Origin of the sequence: Corynebacterium sp. HMSC072D12 (assembly GCF_001813925.1) — a bacterium.
GTDB classification, from domain to species: Bacteria; Actinomycetota; Actinomycetes; order Mycobacteriales; family Mycobacteriaceae; genus Corynebacterium; species Corynebacterium aurimucosum.
Map to the genome: position 1 here is coordinate 40,670 of NZ_KV814418.1, position 19,809 is coordinate 60,478.

The 19,809-nt window shown below is 60.6% G+C and carries 16 protein-coding genes; 12 read left to right on the forward strand and 4 right to left on the reverse strand.

The window, feature by feature from the left end:
* The first annotated feature begins 3 nt into the window (after nt 1–3).
* The 6 genes from HMPREF2943_RS11745 to HMPREF2943_RS11770 all read left to right on the forward strand — a co-directional run bounded on the left by HMPREF2943_RS11745 (nt 4) and on the right by HMPREF2943_RS11770 (nt 3,850).
* Nucleotides 4–774 (forward strand): LOG family protein, encoded by a 771-nt coding sequence (locus tag HMPREF2943_RS11745; protein WP_070645270.1) that lies wholly within the window; start codon nt 4–6, stop codon nt 772–774.
* Nucleotides 775–800: 26 nt separating this feature from the next.
* Entirely contained in the window at nt 801–1,613 is an 813-nt protein-coding gene (gene folP, locus HMPREF2943_RS11750) for a dihydropteroate synthase (protein WP_210399741.1), read from the forward strand.
* Nucleotides 1,614–1,616: 3 nt separating this feature from the next.
* Complete coding sequence (locus HMPREF2943_RS11755; protein ID WP_070711797.1) at nt 1,617–2,354, forward strand: glucosyl-3-phosphoglycerate synthase; 738 nt, start codon at nt 1,617–1,619, stop codon at nt 2,352–2,354.
* 3 nt (nt 2,355–2,357) lie between these two features.
* Complete coding sequence (locus tag HMPREF2943_RS11760) at nt 2,358–2,654, forward strand: DivIVA domain-containing protein (RefSeq protein WP_070443162.1); 297 nt, start codon at nt 2,358–2,360, stop codon at nt 2,652–2,654.
* 131 nt (nt 2,655–2,785) lie between these two features.
* A complete protein-coding gene (locus tag HMPREF2943_RS11765; RefSeq protein WP_010187237.1) occupies nt 2,786–2,953 on the forward strand; it encodes a DUF3117 domain-containing protein in 168 nt (55 codons plus the stop codon).
* 9 nt (nt 2,954–2,962) lie between these two features.
* Nucleotides 2,963–3,850, forward strand: coding sequence for a methyltransferase domain-containing protein (locus tag HMPREF2943_RS11770; RefSeq protein WP_070645263.1), 888 nt, complete (start codon nt 2,963–2,965; stop codon nt 3,848–3,850).
* A gap of 340 nt (nt 3,851–4,190) precedes the next feature.
* On the opposite strand, the gene HMPREF2943_RS11775 is transcribed toward HMPREF2943_RS11770, so the two are convergent.
* Together HMPREF2943_RS11775 and glgA are read right to left on the reverse strand one after the other, a co-directional pair.
* Nucleotides 4,191–5,648 (reverse strand): GH32 C-terminal domain-containing protein, encoded by a 1,458-nt coding sequence (locus HMPREF2943_RS11775; RefSeq protein WP_070711799.1) that lies wholly within the window; start codon nt 5,646–5,648, stop codon nt 4,191–4,193.
* Between the two features lie 11 nt (nt 5,649–5,659).
* Entirely contained in the window at nt 5,660–6,814 is a 1,155-nt protein-coding gene (gene glgA, locus HMPREF2943_RS11780) for a glycogen synthase (RefSeq protein WP_070711802.1), read from the reverse strand.
* A 166-nt stretch (nt 6,815–6,980) separates the two neighbouring features.
* On the opposite strand from glgA, the gene glgC reads away from it, so the two are divergent.
* Nucleotides 6,981–8,198 carry a glucose-1-phosphate adenylyltransferase gene (gene glgC / locus HMPREF2943_RS11785; protein WP_070443154.1) on the forward strand — a complete coding sequence of 406 codons (1,218 nt, stop codon included), beginning with the start codon at nt 6,981–6,983 and terminating at the stop codon, nt 8,196–8,198.
* A gap of 395 nt (nt 8,199–8,593) precedes the next feature.
* Here glgC and HMPREF2943_RS11790 read toward each other — a convergent pair whose 3' ends face one another.
* The gene (locus HMPREF2943_RS11790; protein WP_070443206.1) at nt 8,594–9,241 is read right to left on the reverse strand and encodes an O-methyltransferase; all 648 of its coding nucleotides are present in this window, start codon (nt 9,239–9,241) and stop codon (nt 8,594–8,596) included.
* A gap of 162 nt (nt 9,242–9,403) precedes the next feature.
* On the opposite strand from HMPREF2943_RS11790, the gene sigE reads away from it, so the two are divergent.
* The 3 genes from sigE to HMPREF2943_RS11805 all read left to right on the forward strand — a co-directional run bounded on the left by sigE (nt 9,404) and on the right by HMPREF2943_RS11805 (nt 11,260).
* On the forward strand, nt 9,404–10,069 hold the full coding sequence (gene sigE, locus HMPREF2943_RS11795) for an RNA polymerase sigma factor SigE (RefSeq protein WP_070443151.1): 666 nt from the start codon (nt 9,404–9,406) through the stop codon (nt 10,067–10,069).
* 94 nt (nt 10,070–10,163) lie between these two features.
* Complete coding sequence (locus HMPREF2943_RS11800) at nt 10,164–10,613, forward strand: anti-sigma factor family protein (protein ID WP_070711804.1); 450 nt, start codon at nt 10,164–10,166, stop codon at nt 10,611–10,613.
* Between the two features lie 68 nt (nt 10,614–10,681).
* Complete coding sequence (locus tag HMPREF2943_RS11805; RefSeq protein WP_070711806.1) at nt 10,682–11,260, forward strand: twin-arginine translocase TatA/TatE family subunit; 579 nt, start codon at nt 10,682–10,684, stop codon at nt 11,258–11,260.
* Nucleotides 11,261–11,267: 7 nt separating this feature from the next.
* Here HMPREF2943_RS11805 and HMPREF2943_RS11810 read toward each other — a convergent pair whose 3' ends face one another.
* Nucleotides 11,268–12,407 (reverse strand): Mrp/NBP35 family ATP-binding protein, encoded by a 1,140-nt coding sequence (locus tag HMPREF2943_RS11810; protein WP_210398911.1) that lies wholly within the window; start codon nt 12,405–12,407, stop codon nt 11,268–11,270.
* 161 nt (nt 12,408–12,568) lie between these two features.
* Here HMPREF2943_RS11810 and HMPREF2943_RS11815 point away from each other — a divergent pair, with 161 nt between their 5' ends.
* Together HMPREF2943_RS11815 and HMPREF2943_RS11820 are read left to right on the forward strand one after the other, a co-directional pair.
* The gene (locus HMPREF2943_RS11815; RefSeq protein WP_070645250.1) at nt 12,569–13,345 is read left to right on the forward strand and encodes a hypothetical protein; all 777 of its coding nucleotides are present in this window, start codon (nt 12,569–12,571) and stop codon (nt 13,343–13,345) included.
* Between the two features lie 386 nt (nt 13,346–13,731).
* A partial coding sequence (locus HMPREF2943_RS11820; RefSeq protein WP_168166191.1) for a G5 domain-containing protein occupies nt 13,732–19,809 on the forward strand: 6,078 nt, incomplete at its 3' end.

Consider the following 19,809-nt stretch of genomic DNA (forward strand, 5'->3'; position numbering starts at 1 on the left):
ACTATGACGCCTGAGCAACTGCGCACTCTGCGCGGACCTCTTCTCGTGCGCACTGCTGGAGAGCAGTCCTCCACCTTTGACCAGCGCCTGCTGCAGTCCGGTGCGGATCATGAGTGGCAGCACGCCGATCCCTGGCGCGTCCTGCGCATTCAGGGCGAGTTCGTGGACGGCTTTGACGCGCTGGCCAAGCTGCCCAAGGCCGTGACCGTCTTCGGATCTGCGCGCACCCCGGAGGATGATCCGAATTACCAGCTGGGCGTTGCCTTGGGCCGCCGCCTAGTAGAGGCCAAGTACGCCGTTATCACCGGCGGCGGCCCCGGCATCATGGAGGCGGCCAACCGCGGCGCGCATGAGGCCGGCGGACTGTCTGTGGGCTTAGGCATCGAGCTGCCGCACGAGCAGGGCCTGAACCCCTACGTCGATCTTGGCCTGAACTTCCGCTACTTCTTCGCGCGCAAGACCATGTTCCTCAAGTACTCCCAGGCCTTCATCTGCCTACCGGGTGGCATGGGCACCATGGATGAGTTCTTCGAAGTCATGTGCATGGTCCAAACCGGTAAGGTGACCAACTATCCCATCGTGCTCATGGGCACCGAATATTGGTCCGGCTTGGTGGAGTGGATGAAGAAAACCTTGGCCGAGGGCGGGTTCATCAACCCTGAAGACCTTGATCTCTTCTTGATCACCGACGATATCGACGAAGCCGTCGCCCACATCTTGGCCGCGCACAAGGTGATGTCGGACAAGCGCCTGCGGGAGCAAGAAAACAAGTGACCCAAGCGCACAACCTCGCGCGGGTCATGGCGATTGTGAACCGCACACCCGACTCCTTCTACGACAAGGGCGCCACCTTCGAGCTCGACCCCGCCATCCAGCGCGCTGAGCAGGCGCTTGACGACGGCGCCGCCATCATCGACATCGGCGGAGTCAAGGCCGGCCCGGGTGAGCACGTCGACGCGGCCGAGGAGATCGAGCGCGTCGTGCCCACCATCGCGGAGCTGCACCGCCGCCGCCCGGAGGCGCTGATTTCCGTGGATACGTGGCGCGCTGAGGTAGCAGAAGCGGCTATCGCCGCCGGTGCTGGTCTGGTCAACGACACGTGGGCCGGCTGGGACCCCGAGCTCATCGAGGTGGCTGGCCACCACAAGGTGGGCTACGTGTGCTCGCACACCGGTGGCGTGACCCCACGCACCCGCCCGCATCGTGTGCACTTCGACGATGTGGTCGCCGATGTCATCACCGAGACCACGCGGCTAGCTGAGCGCGCCGCCGACCTCGGCTGTCCGGAGGAGTTGACGTTCATCGACCCCACACACGACTTTGGCAAAAACACATTCCACGGTTTGGAGTTGTTGCGGCGCATAGAGGAGATCGTGGCGACGGGCTGGCCGGTGCTCATGGCCTTGTCGAACAAGGACTTTGTGGGTGAGACCCTCGACCGCGCCGTGGACCAGCGCGTCGCGGGCACACTGGCGGCAACGGCATGGTCGGCGGCACGGGGCGTCGCGGCATTCCGGGTCCATGAGGTGGCCCCGACACTCGATGTCATTCGCATGACCGCCGCCATCCAGGGCCAGATGGCGCCCTTGGCGACGACCCGGGGGCTAGCCTAAGCCATGTCTGTCAGCGTTTCTGTAGTCATCCCTGCGCTTAATGAGGAGCGCACCGTCGCCCACGTGGTGCGCTCCTGCCTGGCGGACGATCCGTTAGAGGTCATCGTCGTCGACGCCGACTCCACCGATGGGACCGCAGCACAGGCAGCCGCGGCCGGGGCTCGGGTGTGCAATTGGCGCGACGTGGTGGAGGAGCCGCCGCAGCCTGGCAAGGGCGAGTCCTTGTGGCGCGGGGTGGCCGCGGCCCGGGGCGAGGTCGTCGTCTTCATCGATGCGGATTTAGAATCCGCCGCCCCCGGCATGGTGACCGCGCTAAGTGAGCCTTTTGTGGACCCCCACGTGCAGCTGGTCAAGGCGCGCTATACACGCAGCCTGAACGGTCAGCCCACAGGTGGCGGGCGGGTCACGGAGCTGAGCGCCAAGCCGCTTCTGCGCATGTTTTTCCCAGAGCTCGCGCACATTGATCAGCCTTTGGGCGGGGAGTATGCAATTCGCCGCGATGCGGCTGTGGGGTTGCCTTTCGTCGCGGGCTATGGGGTGGAAGCGGGGTTACTGATAGACGTCGCCAAGCGCCACGGCCCCCACGCCATCGCCGAAGTGGACCTGGGCACTCGCGCCCACCGCAACCGCCCGCTCCATGAGCTATCCCCGATGGCCGATGTAGTTTCGCGCACCATCCTCTCCCGCGCGGGCGTGGTCGGGCCTGTTACCCAACGACCGCCGCTGCTGGGTAAGATTTAGCGCATGTTGTCCTGGATGCTGCTGTTCGTTGTCCTCATCGCTCTCGTGATCATTGGCACGTGGGCGTGGGGAAGCCTGGTGGGGCGGGGACCTGTTATGGAGGCCCCCGACAAGGCTGTGGACACCGACTATGAAAATCTGTGTGCCCTCGACGAGGGGCGTTTCGACGACCTGCGTTTCGACGTGGTCGCGCGCGGCTACCGTCAGGACCAGGTGGATGCCCTCCTAGCTGCGGTGGAGCGCCGTTTAAAGGCAGCGCCGGCGACAGCGTCTGACGCTTCTTCCGAACCTTCGGCTTAACCCTTTGACTCGTCCTTGGACGAGGCCTTGAGGGAGTTTGCGGGGAAGCCTGTGGGAACGAGCCTGCCGCCGTCGGCTGAAAAAGGGCTAGACTAGAGGGACGTACAAAACTCAGTCGAAGGAGACTCAATATGGCAGCGATGAAGCCCCGTACCACTGGTGGAGAGATGGAAGCGGTAGAGGAGTCCCGCAAGATTGTCATGCGCATTCCTTCTGACGGGGGTGGGCGCATTGTTATTGAGCTCAGCAAAGAAGAAGCAGCGGAGCTGGGTTCACTCCTCGTAGCAGTTTCTAGCTAGTCTAGGAGCATGCTTTCACATATCGTCGATATTCTGGCCGATCCCGCCGATGGCAGCGCCCTGCAGGGTGCGGATGATTTTTCCCGCCTCGTGTCGGAGACCGGCCATTCCTATGATGTGGCCAAGCAGGGCTACGTCACGCTGGCAGCCGGTGCCGGTTTGAAGCACCAAGGCGATGATGCCGCGATGGTCAACGCCCGCGAAACCTACCTGGCCATGGGACACTTTGCTCCCTTCGTGGAGGCAGTCACCGGTGCGGTGCAGGATTCTCTGGAGACCCAGGATGCGGCTGAACATGCGGCTGGCCTGAATGCGGACACCGCCCCTGCGCTCCTTGAGGTCGGCGCGGGTACGGGTTACTACCTCGCACACACCCTTGATTCGATTGAGGGCGCACGCGGCGTTGGCCTGGATATCTCTACGCACGCGGCTAAGCACCTGGCCAAGTCGCATGAGCGAGTTGGCGCCGTGGTTGCGGATGTATGGGAGCGCCTTCCGCTAAAGGATGATTCGATTCACGCCATTTCGGTGGTCTTTGCCCCGCGCAACCCGGCGGAGTTCCAGCGCGTTCTCGCACCGGGCGGGGAGGTCATCGTGCTGACTCCACAGGCGGGCCATCTGGACGAGCTGCGGGAGCCTCTGGGCATCCTCGGCGTGGAAGAAGGCAAGGTGGAACGCCTTTACGCGCAGGCGGAAGGTTTCTTGGAGCAGGCGGCCGACCCGGTCGATATTTCCTTCCCCATCGTCTTGGATAAGGCCTCCATCGCCGCACAGGTTGGTATGAGCCCGTCGGCGCGCCACATCAGTCCGGAAGAGCTGGCAGAGCGCATGGCCTCCTTGCCGCAGTCGCTGACCGTGACGGCTCACGCTCGCCTGGATCGCCTGCGCTCGGCCTAATTGCTGACGCTCCTTTTTAGGGCCTTCCTTCGCTGCTTCTCTTCGAAACCACCCTTCGCGCTCACCGGGGATGAGCGTGGAGGAAGTTTATGGTCCGCGGTGAGCGCGAAGGGCGGGGTGAGGCCCGGCCTGGCTCGTTGTGGCTCTGATGTTGCGTGGTCTTGTCGGCGCTCGAAGGCATCTGCATAGACCTCCGCCTCAATCTCCTTTCGCGCTCACCGGCAGCGCCCGCGGTGGTTGTTTGAGAACCCCGGTGAGCGCGAAGGGTAGGGGGGCGCATTAAAAAGAGGACCGAGACAACTCGGTCCTCCTCCTATATGCCGTCTCGCAGTCGATGCGATTAGGAGCGCTTGGTACCCTTGCGGCTCCACGATTGCTCAATGACAGCTTCGCCATCGGTGCTGACCTCGATGGCGGAGCAACCACCATCGAAGTAGACACGGGAGCTCATGGCCACCAAACCGCCGTCGACGAAGACCTCAACGCTGGCACCATCCTGAATGACGGTGAGGGTATCCGAATCCCCCTCAGCCAGCGGCGCTACCGCAGGAGCGGAGTCCTTGAAGTAGTTATCGAAGGCCTTGGACATGGAGCGGTCCAGGCTGATTTCTTCACCAGTATGGCGAATGACCGCAGCGGTATCGCCAGAGCCGTCCTTCAGCGTCACGGTCACGCTCGAACCCGTAGGTACTTCGAGGACGCCCGTCCAAGACTGTGCGTAATCCGAAAGCTTTACAGCATCCGGCAGCCCCTCCGCCGGGGTTTGGAACAGCACGCCGCCCTGCAGCGTCACCGCGCGCGGCAGGGACAAGCTATTAGCCCAGCCCTCAGCCTCCCACGTGGGGTGCTTGGTGGCATCATCGCCGCGGCCGTTGCCGTTGAGCAGACCGAGGATGACTGCGCGGTCGTAGCGGCAATCCTGCGGAATTGTTCCGGTCGTGGTGTTGGTGTTGCGCGGGCGGGAGAAGTCATGGCCAAAGTCCACGCGCTGGAAGCCTTTCGCCACGGTGAACACAGTGCCATCAAGGCGGCCCACGATATATCCGGAGACATCGCGGCCCTCGCGTTCCAAGGTCACGAAGAGAACGTCGTAAATTTCCCTATCCACCTCGTCGCGCAGGCGTACCAGACGCGGTGAAACCACCGGCGGGATGGGAGAGGTGGCCGGAACTTCGCCCTCCTTAAAGCCAGGATCACCATCGAAGCTCAAGGGGCCGAGGAGCGTCCAGGATTCGCCGTTGGGGCTGTCCAGGATTACCGGTACTGGTGCGTCGGAATGCCCGGTCAGCGCCAGCATAAGCCAGCCATCGTGTCCTTCTTCGCGGTCTTCCTTGGCCCAGTCCGGGACCACGGAGGGCGAGCGGAAGCGGTCATAATTGGTGTGGGCGCCTACGGCTTCCCCGAAGCGGACAACGTCTGGGTCGAGCGCCGAAGGGTCATCTGACACGATGCATTCATCGGCGTAGTCGGTGTAGCGCGCCAAGCGCACGCTAGTGCCGACCGAGGTCACCGACGTGAAGTACAGGTTGAGAGCGTCCTTTCCTTCCGCCACGGATCCTGCACGCAGCGATAGCTCGCCGCCGACGGTGGCGAGGACGTCGTCGCACTCCAGCCACTCGAAGGCCGTTTCCTCAGAGGTGGAATGGCCCCAGCGCGCAGGCTGGCCGGCATCAGGACGGTACTGGTGGAACAGGTGCCAGGTATGACCGTCCCGCACGATCCCTGCGGGGGCGTCGAGGATCCCGCTATCGGGAACGAAGTGAAGTTCTGGGCGATGGTGCGTTTCTTTATGCGTCACGGCAGTCCTTCCTACATTAACGAGCGGTAAATGTCCACGGTCTGCTGCGCGATGGTAGCCCACGAGAAGTCCTCGATGGCGCGCTGGCGGCCGGCGGAACCGAAGCGTAATGCCAGCTCTTTATCGGCGGCGACACGGTTCACAGCGGCAGCCAGATCAGCTTCAAAGGTGGCTTCGTCATTTACGTCATAGTTGACCAGAACGCCGGTTTCGCCGTCCACGACGACCTCAGGGATGCCACCCACATTGGAGGCCACAACCGCGGTGCCACAGGCCATTGCCTCAAGGTTGACAATCCCCAGCGGCTCATAAATAGAGGGGCACACGAAAACGTCCGCACCGGAGTAGACCTGCTTGATCTGCTCGCGCGAGAGCATGTCCTTGACCCAGTACACGCCGTCACGTTGCTTGCGCAGTTCCTCCACGAGGCCTTCGGTCTCTGCCGCAATCTCCGGTGTGTCCGGCGCGCCAGCACACAGCACAAGCTGAATGTCTGCATCAAAGCTCTGGGCAGCCTTGAGCAGGTGCTTGACGCCTTTCTGCCGAGTAATCCGGCCCACGAAGGCAACGATGGGACGCTGCTTGTCGACGCCCAGCTCATCCAGCACCGTGGATTCACCCGGCTGCCAGACCTGAGTATCAATGCCGTTAAGGACTACATGGACCTTGTCGGCGTCAATGCGGGGGTAGGCATCCAAGATGGAATCTTTCATCCCGGCCGACACGGCGATGACGGCATCGGCATATTCCATAGCGTTCTTCTCGGACCACGAGGAGATCTCATAGCCACCACCGAGTTGCTCGCGCTTCCATGGGCGGTGCGGTTCGAGCGAGTGCGCGGTGACCACGTGGGGGATGCCGTATAGGCGGCCGGCAAGGTGGCCACCTAGACCGGTGTACCAGGTATGGGAGTGAGCCACATCGATATCAGAAGCGGCATTGGCCATACGCAGACCCGTGGAAAGCGTCTGCACGGCGGCATTGGCCTCCTTCAACGCAGGATCAATGCCATGTACAAAGACGTCCTTCTCATCGCGTTCAGAACCCATGCAGTGCACAGAGACATCAATAATCTCGCGCATGAAGCGCGTGAGCTCTGCGACGTGGACGCCCGCTCCGCCATAAATCTCTGGCGGATACTCCTTAGAAAATATTCCGGCTCTCATACTCGCCAGAATACGGATTATCCACAGCTCGCGCTAAACCTTGATGGACAGGTCGGTGCGGTGGTTCGTCGGAAAGCAGCGGGCGGGGTGTGAGGTGGACAATGGGGGGGTAGAAACAAACGCACTTCTTCTGCGCGATCCAGAAAACGTCTATAAATTGGGTGGTGTGAGAAGCCTTCCTAATGTCCTTGCTATTGTCCTTGCCGGCGGCGAGGGAAAGCGCCTCTTTCCGCTGACGGAAGACCGCGCTAAGCCCGCCGTTCCTTTCGGTGGTTCCTATCGCCTGATCGACTTCGTGCTGTCGAACCTTGTCAACGCCGGATTCCTCAAAATTGCTGTGCTGACCCAGTACAAGTCCCACTCTCTGGACCGCCACATCTCCCAAGCGTGGAACCTGTCTGGTCCGACTCCGCAGTACATCGCTTCCGTGCCCGCTCAGCAGCGCCGCGGTAAGCGCTGGTACAACGGTTCGGCCGATGCGATCCTGCAGTCGCTGAACCTCATCTATGACGAGAAGCCGGATTATGTCATCGTCTTCGGTGCTGACCACGTCTACCGCATGGACCCAGCGCAGATGGTGGAGGAGCACATCGCGACTGGCCTGGACTGCTCGGTGGCGGGCATCCGCGTCCCGCGTTCTGAGGCTTCTGCCTTTGGCTGCATTCAGGCGGATGGGATGGGTACGATTACGGAGTTCGTCGAGAAGCCTGCCAATCCTCCGGCGACCCCGGACGACCCGAACATGACCTACGCCTCCATGGGCAACTATGTCTTTACCACGCAGGCGCTTATCGACGCTTTGCTGGAAGACGAAAAGGATGAGGACTCCGCACATGACATGGGCGGCAACATCATTCCTTATTTTGTGGAGCGTGGGCAGGCGCATGTTTATGACTTCATGGCCAATGAGGTGCCCGGTGCCACGGAGCGTGACCATGGCTATTGGCGTGATGTTGGCACCATCGACTCCTTCTATGAGGCACACATGGACATGATTTCGGTGCACCCGATTTTCAACCTGTACAACCGTTCGTGGCCCATTCACTCCACGGATGATTCCAACTTCCCGCCGGCGAAGTTTGTGCAGAACGGTATTGCGCAGTCTTCGATGGTGGCTCCGGGCTGCATCGTCTCCGGTGGTACGGTGCGCAACTCCGTGTTGGCTTCAGACGTGCACGTGGCGGATGGCGCGACGGTGGAAGGCTCCGTCATCCTGCCAGGCGTGCGCATTGGCCGGGGCGCGGTAGTTCGTCATGCCATCTTGGATAAGAACGTGGTGGTCAGCGACGGGGCCATCATTGGTGTTGACCGCGAGCGCGATGAGGAGCGATTCAAGGTGTCTGAGGGCGGCGTGGTTGTCGTGGGCAAGAACGTAAAGGTCTAAGCCGCGAGACAGCGCAGCGCCTTTAGCGGGCGTGTGGGTGGATTGAAGTCCACTCCACGTCCGCCTTTCGTGGTTTTGGTGGCGCCGACGAGTCTCGGAATGCTTCAGGAGCCTGCGCAACAACGCCCTGCAACACCGCACCTTTCAGTACACTCCCTTCGCGCTCACCGAGAGCGCGCAGCCCGCCTAGCGAAGCCCCCACGGTGAGCGCGAAGGGTGGGGGGAACGGAGAAGGAATAAAAAGTCGGCGCAAAAAGGACACCGACGACACAGGGCGGGGTTTAGCTCGGAGACGTATCAGTGGCTAAACCAACGGTGCCCTAGATGACGAAAATCTCCGTGCCGATCGAAAAACGGGCGATGGTTTTGGCAGATCGGGCAGTTTCAGAAGGCGACTACAGCTTGGTGATGAGTGTTAGGCCCGCCCCATACGGCAGGCGAGTGACGGCAGCACCCTCGAGAGAGCGAGCGTATTCGTCGGCCTCGCGGGCGGCGGCGGTGTCGCGGTCGGTGCGGGAGGGGTCGGCGACGGTGCCGTCGAGAAGCGCATTGGCCAACACCAAGGTGCCGTGCTGATGCAGTAGAGGCCAAGCGGCCTTGAGCAGCGCGGGCATATCGAGCGCTGGGACCTCGGCGTAAATCACCTGGTAGGTGTCATTGGCTAGGCGGCCCATGATGTCGAGGGGACGCGAGGGCAAGAAGCGCCCACGGCTAGGGGAGTAGCCGGCCTCGCGGAAAGTTCTCTTGGCGCTGGCCTGGTGCTCGGCTTCCGGGTCAATGCAGGTAAGGATTCCGTTCTCCGGCATGCCGGCGAGCAAGTAGAGGCCCACGACGGATGCTGCGGGAGTGATCGCTACCGCTTGCGGGCGGGAGGTGGTGCCGGATGAAGCCGCCGCGAGCGTGCTGAGCAGCTGGCCGGTGGCTTCATCCGGGGCCGGCAGGCCGTACTCCTCCGCATGGGCGCGGGCGCCGGCGAGCACCTCGGAGACCTCGCTGGTGGATTCGATATAGGTACGCATTGCGTCATAAGCCGTAGTAGTCACAAAGAAAACCATAGTGAAATCGCCTCAGCTGCGTGCCGAGAATCGCCCGCAACTCTCCTCAGCTGTGACGCAAGAAGCGCATGTAAGAGGTGTGACGGATTCACAGGCTGCTCACAGGGCCGTGGCTGGAGTTTCGACGCGCACTATAGAAAGATATTCGCCATGACCACACAGCAGCGCGAGTTTGAGCACGCTCACCGTTCCACCGATTCCTCTGCCACTGGCAGCCATGCTGTCAGTGCTGAAGTTGAGGAGTTGACCGGAACCGCTGCATTCGACGCCGGCCAGGCCGAGATGCCTTCGTGGAGTGAGCTCGTAGCTGAGCACGCCGATGATGTCTATCGCTTGGCGTATCGCCTGTCTGGTAACCAGCACGATGCCGAAGACCTCACGCAGGAAACCTTCATGCGCGTCTTCCGCTCCTTGGATAAGTACCAAGCAGGAACCTTTGGGGGCTGGCTGCACCGGATTACCACCAATCTCTTTTTGGATATGGTCCGCCACCGCTCCAAGATCCGCATGGAGGCGCTGCCGGAGGATTATGAGCGTGTCCCAGGTACAGATATGACCCCGGAGCAGGCCTATACGGTGGCCAACCTGGATCCGGCGTTGCAGTCAGCCCTGGATAACCTGGCGCCGGACTTCCGTGTGGCAGTGGTTCTCTGTGATGTCGTGGGCATGAGCTACGACGAAATCGCTGAAACCCTCGGCGTGAAGATGGGTACTGTGCGTTCGCGCATCCACCGCGGCCGCTCCCAGCTGCGTGCCGCGCTGGAAAAGGAAGCCCAGACAAACGCAGACACGCGCAGCCTGCTGCGTACCCGCTAGACTGGGCCGCGTTTGAATCTTAGAGGGCTAGACTCCCGCAGCTAAGCACTAGGCCACTGCAGAAGAGCATGCACTGAGGTGAGGTGACGTTGAGGTGAAAGCAGAAGGACATAGCAGCGACGGGCATTCCCTGAGCCTGTCCGGGTTCTTCACCGAGGCCCAAGCCAAAGTCCGCGATAAGGCAAAGTCCCGCGCCCAGCGGGCAGATACTATCGGCCATTTAGGGCCCGAGGCGGTCGTCGCTTTTGTCGACGGCGAAATGCCGGCCAAGTATGCCCACCGCGTACGCATCCACCTCGTGCACTGCCCGGAATGCCGCGCAGAAATTCACCACCAGCGCAATGCTGCCGAGTGGGTGCGCGAATGCAGCGTGGAATCCCACGTCAAGGCGCCGGATTCACTCATGGCGAAGCTCGCGGGCATCGCCCACCAGGGCGCCGGCCCCGGGCCGGATGCGGAAGCGCCCACGCACCAGCCACGCCAGGACTTTCTGGACAAGGTGGAGATGGTCGTGCGCGCCATCCGGCACAACCAAAGGGGATAACTCAAACCCCGAAGCCTCCCGCGCGCCCGTCGCCCAGTCACCACTAGCTAAGTAGTTAAGATAGTTTCGTGTTTTCCTCAATTGGTTGGGTAGAGATCCTTGTCATCGTGCTGCTGGGTCTGGTGATCATCGGTCCCGAGCGCCTGCCCGGCGTGATCATGGATGTCCGTGCGGCTATCTACGCGGCGCGCAAGGCCATTGCGAATGCCAAGGCGGAGCTCAACGGTGAGATGAGCGGTCTCGGCGCGGAGTTCGACGATCTCCGGGTGCCTTTGAGTCAGGCGGCGGAGTGGACGCGGATGGGACCGCGCGGGGTCATTACCAAGGCGCTTTTCGACGGCGACGACTCCGCCTGGGATGATTTCAACCCCAAGAAGATGGCGGAGGACATCAAGAAGAGCACCAGCCCGTATGAGCACGATGCGGATATGAACAACCAACCCGCGCACACGCAGCAGGGTCTGGCGCAGCCAGCGCCGCAGCAGACCCCTGGCCGGCCGACTTTTGATTATTCGCAGGTCTACCCGGACCTGAACGCCGGAGTACAACAGCCGACGGGGGAGAAGGCGACTAAAACGACACAGCCCCCGCGCGGTGGGAATGCGCCCACCGGCGAGGGCAGCTCCTCCTGGGAGGATGTCACCTAAAGGCTATTTAGCCTTTGCGGGTCACACCCAAGCCGAGCTTCTTACCCACGAGGGAATCGGAGCGCACCGCAATGGAATCCGCCACCTTGGTGATGGCTTGGGTAGCGGGGGAGTCGGGCGCGGAAATGACGATGGGGGTTCCGGCATCGCCAGCCGCGCGCAGGCTCGGATCCAGCGGGATGCTGGATAGGAGAGGAACCTCGTGGCCCAGCAGCACGCTGAGGCGCTCGGCCACCACTGTGCCGCCGCCGGAGCCGAAGATATCCATGGTGGAGCCATCCGGCATGACCATCGCACCCATGTTCTCAATCACGCCGGCCACGCGCTGGCGCGTTTGCTGCGAGATGGAACCGGCGCGCTCAGCCACCTCGGCCGCAGCAGCCTGCGGGGTGGTCACAATCAGCAGTTCAGCATTCGGGATGAGCTGGGCCACCGACAGGGCAACGTCGCCAGTACCCGGCGGCAGGTCCAACAGGAGCACGTCCAGGTCGCCCCAGAAGACGTCCGCGAGGAACTGCTGGAGGGCGCGGTGGAGCATCGGCCCGCGCCAGACGACGGGCGCGTTGCCCTCCACAAACTGGCCAATCGAAATGTGCTTGATGCCGTGGGAGATGGGGGGAAGCAGCATTTCGTCGTCAAGCACTGTGGGGCCCGCCGTGGAACCCAGCAGGCTGGGGACGGAGTGGCCGTAAATATCGGCGTCCACGATTCCTACCTTGAGGCCCTTCTTGACCAAGGCCGCGGCAAGGTTCACCGTAACGGAAGACTTGCCCACGCCACCCTTGCCGGAGGCCACCGCAAAGACTCGGGTGGTGGATTCCGGCTTGGCAAAGGGGATCTCCGGCTCGGCTTGGCCGCCGCGCAGCTTCTGCTTGAGTTCTTTACGCTGCTCGTCGCTCATCGGCGTCATGGAGATGCTGATGTCGCCGACACCGTCGAGCTCTGCGACGGCCGCGCGGGTATTGGACTCGATGGTGCCCTTCATCGGGCAGCCGGCGATGGTGAGATAAAGCTCGATATCCACGTCCGAACCGTTAACAGTCACGGACTTCACCATGCCGAGCTCCGTGATGGGGCGGCCGATTTCTGGGTCATCGACGCGGGTGAGCGCGTCGCGAACGGAAGATTCAGTAATAGCGCTAGTCATAACGGGCATTAGTCTAGTCACGTGCTATCGGGGAGAGCCACCCCGCCGTCTGGCCAGCGGGGCGTGTAAAATTCAGCCAGATGCTGCGGCCCAGCGCTGCGGACTTTGGACCCTGAAGAACAGCGACATGTGTGCTCGACATGTCCGGTTGAATAGAAAGAATGCGCCTGATTCTGATGCCCCGCCTTATTGCACATTCCCGCACCTTCGCCCGCATTGTTGGGGTGGCCTTGGTGGGGGTTGTGGGGGCGTCGTTAAGCGCCTGCTCTGGGTATGAACCCAAGCCGGAACCGAACCCAGTGAACTCGGCGCCGATCACCATCATGATTGATCCGACTTCCCATGAGCAGCGCGTGCTGGCGGAGATCTATCGCCAGACCCTGCGCGATGAGGGACGCGCGGCTACCGTTTCTCAGAAGCCAATGCTGGTGCGCCAGGGAGGGGAGCATGTCAGCGGGGTAAGCACTAATGGCAACTTTTTCGTCGGCTGCACGGGTGAATTCTTAAGCGTCTACAACCCGGAGGAAGCCCGCGCGGTTTCCAAGGACTACGTGGCTGCCAAGGAAGAAGGCACCAAGGACGTGGATTTTTTGGAGCGCACCCACATCGCTCTCATGGCCTCCTTGCCGCCAGAGGTCTCCGTGGTGGAGCCAGCCGGTGCTGAAGGTTGCCCTAGCTCTAAGTCGGAGCTTCCACAGAATTACGTCGTGGTCTACCAAGACGGGCTATTCAACCGCGATGAGAAGCTGGAGATAGCCTCCTTTACCAAGTTCCTCACCACGCAGGATCTTGATGAAGTCGTGCAGGAAGTGGAAGATGCCGAGGACTTTGAGGCGGCCGTGCGTGCCTGGATGGAGGCCAACCTCATGCAGAACCTCAACGAGGAAGGAGACTCCAACTCGTCCGGCGGGTCCGACTTGGTCCACGAGGAATCCTAGAAGTGACAAGCTAGGGGACGCAGTCCTCGGCGCCAGGGGGACAACCTAGGACTGTATAAAACGGCGATGGGCACGCCCTGCTTGGCGACGTCTCCCCGCACCGCCCGCCTTCTACGTGCAGAAACCGGAGAGTATCTCACAGAGCTGGCGATTCTGGGAAATCTATACTTTCCATATAGTTGTGTTTATTATTAAAAATTGCAGGTAAAATCCCTTTTTTATTGCGACTTTATGTGTGGGAGGGTATTATTTTTAGGGTTCACCTGCCTTTTTCCTGTCACCTCTCTAGGAAATCTGTGAGGAACTGTCCTGAGAGGTCTCCGCGGCTTTCGGGTTTCCGCACTGTGGGGGTGGAGCAGGGTACTGCATTTGAAAGGACCTAAAGAATGAATGCATCAAGGAACGGCGCCGCTCGGCGACGCTCTTCCCGTAAAGGAGTGGCAGCTCTTTCTGCTATTACACTCGCGCTCAGTGGGCTGAGCATCACCTCTTTTAACACGGTGATGCCCGAGGCCACCGCTGCCACGCTGAGCGGCGGCATCCGCGACAAGTCCGGCGCGGTAGAGAAGGGCGCCCAGAAGGCCTCCGACCTGCCGGCCGGATCATGTGTTGTTTCAGAGACCGACACCGCTAACCACAGCCAGGCTGGTTTCAGCTGGAACACCCTAGAGCCAGGTACAGATAGCCCCGACAAGACCCTGTGGGGCTTAAGCGTCTCCTTTGATAACTCGAAGGACCGCACATTCGCCGATTGGTCCTTCACCAATGGCGCGAACCTTGGCAAGGTCTTGGGTACCGGCAATGTGCCTTCAATGGAGGCCGGCCAGACCTTCCTTGACAAGAGCGTCACGCACAAGGCTGACGAAAGCATCGAAATTACTGGTTCTCGCGACCAACGAAACCTAAATCTCTACGCAGATCTCACTGCTGAGAAGGTCAAGCAGTTCGCTTCGGCCACTGCCGAGAATCCCGTGCGCTACGCCTGGCAGAGCAACTACAAGAAGGACAATCCTTCGGGCCTGAAAGCCACGGAAGGTGACAGCTCTGCATTCAGCGCTACTGTAAACCCGTGGCCGAGCGAGAACATTGAATGTAACCCGATTACGGTGTCGTGGGAGAACTGGGAGAAGCACGTCATCGTGCCCGGTGACGAAACCAAGGTCGGTACCGTCAACATTCCTGCTGTGCAGAACGACGGCGAGGACGACTCCATGTCCCGCATGGTCGTGGAGGCCTATGACGGCAACGGCAAGTTCATCGGCACCACCGACCCGGAAGCCTCCGGTGGTACGCAGAACCTGCGTATCGACGAAAAGACCGGTGACATCTACTTCACCTGGCCGGAGTACCGCGGTACTGACCTGGCGACCGACAAGAACGTCAACTTCTCCGTTTTGGCGAAGCCGCGTACCGTTGACCAACTCCAGGCCGCTGCTGACCACAACAACGAATGGGGCGAAAATAAGGCCTTCGACAGCTCCAACTCGCTGACACGCTACAGCAAGGCGAACGTCATCGACTCTAAGGCGTTCTCGCTGGATGACACCGAGTACCACGACCCGAAGTACGACAAGACGGACGCTGCGATCATCTCCGGCGTCGATAGTGCTACCGGCCCTCTTGCTACCGAGCCGCAGAAAGTTACCTTCACCCAGACCCCTGACCTGATCAAGGAGCTGGCCAAGAAGAAGGGTGACAACGGCTACGAGGCCAAGGTTGAGCTGGACGAGAAGTACGTCTACGAGGGCTGGACCGTCGACATCGACGATGACTACAACGTCACCGTCACCGCTCCGGAAGAGCCGAAGCCGGGTAGCTTTGCACGCCCTGTTGTTACGGTGGAGTACTCGAACGGTTCCACTGACAAGCTGGAACTGCTCGTGGTTGTTGATCCGAACAACACCCAGGTCACAGACCTCGTGCGCCCTGGCCTATCCAAGGGCAAGTTGAATGAGGACATTACCGCCCAGGTGGGCACCAAGTCCATCATGAAGGGCCACAAGCCGGTCCACCCGGCCAAGTTCGAGATTGATCAGTCCACTGTCCCTGAGGGATGGACCGTCACCGTCGATGACACCGGCAAGGTTACCGCGAAGGCAGATGACACCGTCACGCCGGGCAGCATCATTACCCCGAAGGTGAAGGCAACCTACCCGGACCAGACCACGGATGAGATCGAGACCCAGTTCCAGGCGATCGTGGACATCAAGATCCCGACGTACGACACCAAGACTGGTCAGCCGAACGCAAGCGTCAGCCTCACTCCCGAGATCCCGGAGCGTGGTCTGAGCGGCAACACGACCGATGAGGCCCCGACGCGCTACACCTTCGAGGATGGAACCAATGAAACCACCCTCACCAGCAAGGACGGCAAGACCTGGACTGTCTACGTAGACGAGAATACTGGTGAGATCACGACCACGATTCCGAAGGGTGCGCAGGAAGGCGACATCCTCAATGTTCCGGTCCAGGCTCACTACAGCGATGAAGGCAAGCAGAAGCCACAGACGGTTGTAGGCACTGTCGTCGTCATCAAGGGCGACATCGAGGCGAACTACAACGTTCAGACCACTGCTCCTGGTCAGGAAGTCAAGCACCAGGTTGAGGACACTCCTGACAACTCTACGTTCTCCTTCGGTAACAAGAATGGCAAGCCGGTTCTTACCCAGGAGGTTAACGGCTGGAAGTACTCCATTGACCCGAAGACCGGTGAAGTTTCCTCCACGCCGCCGGCCGATGCCAAGCCGGGTGACAAGAACACCGTCACGGTAACGGTTAACGCCCCGGGTGGTTTGACCACCCAGGCCCCGGTCACCACCGTGGTGAAGCTGACCAATAGCTGGGAATCTGAGCCGGTTGTTCCGTCGCAGACGGTCTACCCGGGTGGTACGGCGACCTCGCCGATTGGCGTCGAGAAGCCTGCAGACATCAACCTCGATGCGGACAAGCCGTTCACTATTGATCCGAAGGGCAAGGGCCTTGAGGCCACGGGTGAGAACAACGAGTTCGGCAACCCGACCTACAAGGTGAAGACGGCAAACGGCGACTGGATCGTTGGCCTGGATGACAAGGGCAACGTCATCTCCACCGCGCCGGAAACTGCGAAGCCGGGCGACAAGATCGACGTTCCAGTCATCGTGACCTATGAAGACGGCTCGAAGGACAACACCACCGCGACGGTCAACGTCATCGACGTCCCGAAGCGTGAGGTTCCGTTCGATGTTGAGTACAAGTACGACGACTCCATCCCTGCTGGCACCTACAAGGTTGAGACCGAGGGTGTGCCGGGCGCAGAGAAGATGAACAAGGACGGAACCTGGGAGCGCACCACGGAGCCGACGAACGAGGTCGTTGTCATCGGCACCAAGCCTGCCGAGAGTGCCAAGGACGTCAAGTGGACGTTCCCGATTCCGTACCCGACTGAGGTTCGCGAGAACCCAGAGCTCAAGCCTGGCGAGATGAAGGTTATCCAGGAAGGCGAGAACGGCGAGAAGACCTACACCGCTAAGTTCACCTCCAAGGGTTCTGAAGCTCAGGTTGCTGAGGAAGAAACCACCAAGGAACCGGTCACTCGCATCATCGAGGTCGGCCCGGGCATCCCTGATCAGGAGCTGACCAGCAAGAAGACCCAAGAGGTCCCGTTCGAGATCGAGTACGTTTACGACGACACCCTCGAGTCCGGCGAGCAGGTTGTCGACGAAGAGGGCGTTCCGGGTGAGCAGACCATTACCTCCACCCAGAAGATCAAGGACGGCAAGCCGGACGGCGAGCCGAGCATCAACATCGAGCAGACCAAGGCCCCGAAGAAGGCCAAGATCCGCATCGGTACCAAGACCACTGGTGAGAACACCGAGACCTATAAGGCTGAGGCGCCATACAAGGTCGTCGTTAAGTACGACCCGAACATGCCTGCCGGTGAGTCCAAGGTGACCACCAAGGGTCAGCCGGGCGAGAAGACGGTGACCATCAAGCGTGATATCACCAACTCCAAGCCGGGCGATCCGCAGATCACTGAAGAGATCACCAAGAAGCCGGTAGATGAGGTCATTACCGTCGGCACCAAGCCGTCTGAGGCTTCCGAAAAGGTTGAGTGGAAGGCTCAGGTCCCGTTCGACGTCGAGACTCGTCCGAACCCGGAACTGAAGCCGGGTGAGATCAAGGTCGTTCAGGAAGGTGTGCCGGGCGAGAAGACCTACACCGCTGACTTCTCTGCCAAGGGTGACCAGGCAACGGTCACGCCGGAGGAGAAGCAGACCAAGGCTCCGGTTAACCAGATCATCGAGTACGGTCCGGCGGCCGAGGACACCTCTGTGGTGACCAAGGTTGAGAAGCCGGTTCCGTTTGAGACCGAAATCATCTTCGATGACTCCCTCGAGGAGGGTGAGCAGGTCATCGATGAGCAGGGTGAGCTTGGTACCGAGGTTGTGACCTCTACCCAGAAGATCAAGGACGGCAAGCCGGACGGCGAGCCGACCGTGACCACTGAGCAGACCAAGGCCCCGAAGAACGCGAAGATCCGCGTTGGCACCAAGACCACCGGTGAGACCAAGAAGAACGTTGAGTCTGAGGTTCCGTTCGGTGTGAAGATCGAGTTCGATCCGAACCTGCCTGCTGGCACCTCTGAGGTTGTCACCGAGGGCAAGCCGGGCAAGAAGACCATCACGGTGACCCAGAAGGTCACTAACTCCCAGCCGGATGGCGAGGCCACCGTTGAGGAGAAGGTCACCGAAGAGCCGGTTGACCAGGTGATCAAGGTCGGTACCAAGCCGTCGGAGACTTCCGAGAAGGTTGAGTGGAAGGCTCAGATTCCGTTCGAGGTTGAGACTCGTCCGAACCCGGAGCTGAAGCCGGGTGAGATCAAGGTTGTTCAGAAGGGTGTTCCGGGTGAGAAGACCTACACCGCTGATTTCACCGCCAAGGGCAATGACGCAACCGTCACGCCTGAGGAGAAGCAGACCAAGGACCCAGTCAGCGAGATCATCGAGTACGGTCCGGCCGCTGAGGACACCACTGTGGTGACCAAGGTTGAAAAGCCGGTTCCGTTCGAGACTGAGATCGTTTTCGATGACTCTCTTGAAGAGGGTCAGCAGAAGGTTGACCAACAGGGTGAGCTTGGCACTGAGGTTGTGACTTCTACTCAGAAGATCGTGGATGGCAAGCCGTCTGGTGATCCTGAGGTGAGCACTGAGCGAACCAAGGAGCCGACCAAGCAGATCATCCGCGTGGGTACCAAGACCACAGGTAAGAACACTGAGTCCATTGAGACTGAGGTTCCGTACGAGGTGAAGGTCGTCTACGACCCGAGCCTGAAGCCGGGCGAGTCCAAGGTCACTCAGGAAGGCAAGCCGGGCAAGAAGAAGGTGACGATCGACCGTGACATCGTCAACTCCAAGCCGGGCGACCCGGAGATTACTGAAGAGATCATCGAGAAGCCGGTTGAGAAGATTGTCGCTGTCGGCACCAAGCCGGCTGAGGCAACCAACAAGGCAACTTGGGTTGCGCCGCTGCCGTACGACACGATCGTGCGCGTGAACCCGGAGCTGAAGCCAGGTGAGATGAAGGTTGTCCAGAAGGGCGAATACGGCGAGAAGGAATTCACAGCCGACTTCACCGCGAAGGAGAACACCTCCACGGTGAACACCACCGAGCAGGTAACCAAGCAGCCGGTTGAGCAGATCATCGAGTACGGTCCGAAGATTGACGACAGCGAGGTAGTGACCAAGCTGGAGAAGTCTGTTCCGTTCGAGACTGAAATCGTCTTCGATCCGAATCTGAAGGCGGGCGAGCAGGTCGTCGATAAGCAGGGCGAGCTGGGTACTGAGGTCGTCACTTCCACTCAGAAGATCGTGGACGGTAAGCCTTCCGGCGAGCCGACCGTGACCACCGAGCGCACCAAGGAGCCGAGCAACGCGGTCATCCGTGTGGGTACCAAGACTGACCCTGTTTCCGACAAGGTCGAATGGACTGAGAAGACCCCGTACGATACCGAGATTCGCGTGAACCCGGACCTGCAGCCGGGTGAGACCAAGGTTGTCCAAGAAGGCACGCCTGGTGAGACCAAGCACACCGTCACGGTGACTGTTGATAACGGCGAGGTGAGCAAGGAGGAGTCTTCTGAGGAAATCAGCAAGCCTTCCCCGCGCATCATCGAGGTTGGTCCGGCTGAAAACCAGACTGAGCTGACGGATAAGCACACCGAGGAGATTCCGTACGAGACCATCATTGAGTACGACCCGAACCTCGAAGCGGGCAAGGTCGAAGAGGACCAGCCTGGTGTCAATGGTGAGAAGGAAGTTTCCAAGACTTGGAAGCTTGTAAACGGTGAGCCTGTGGGCGATCCGGAGACTACCGAGACGGTGACGAAGGATAAGCAGGACCGCAAGATCCGCGTTGGCACCAAGTGCAACTGCGATAAGCCGACGGGCCCAGACACTCCGGACAAGCCGGACAACCCGGACAAGCCG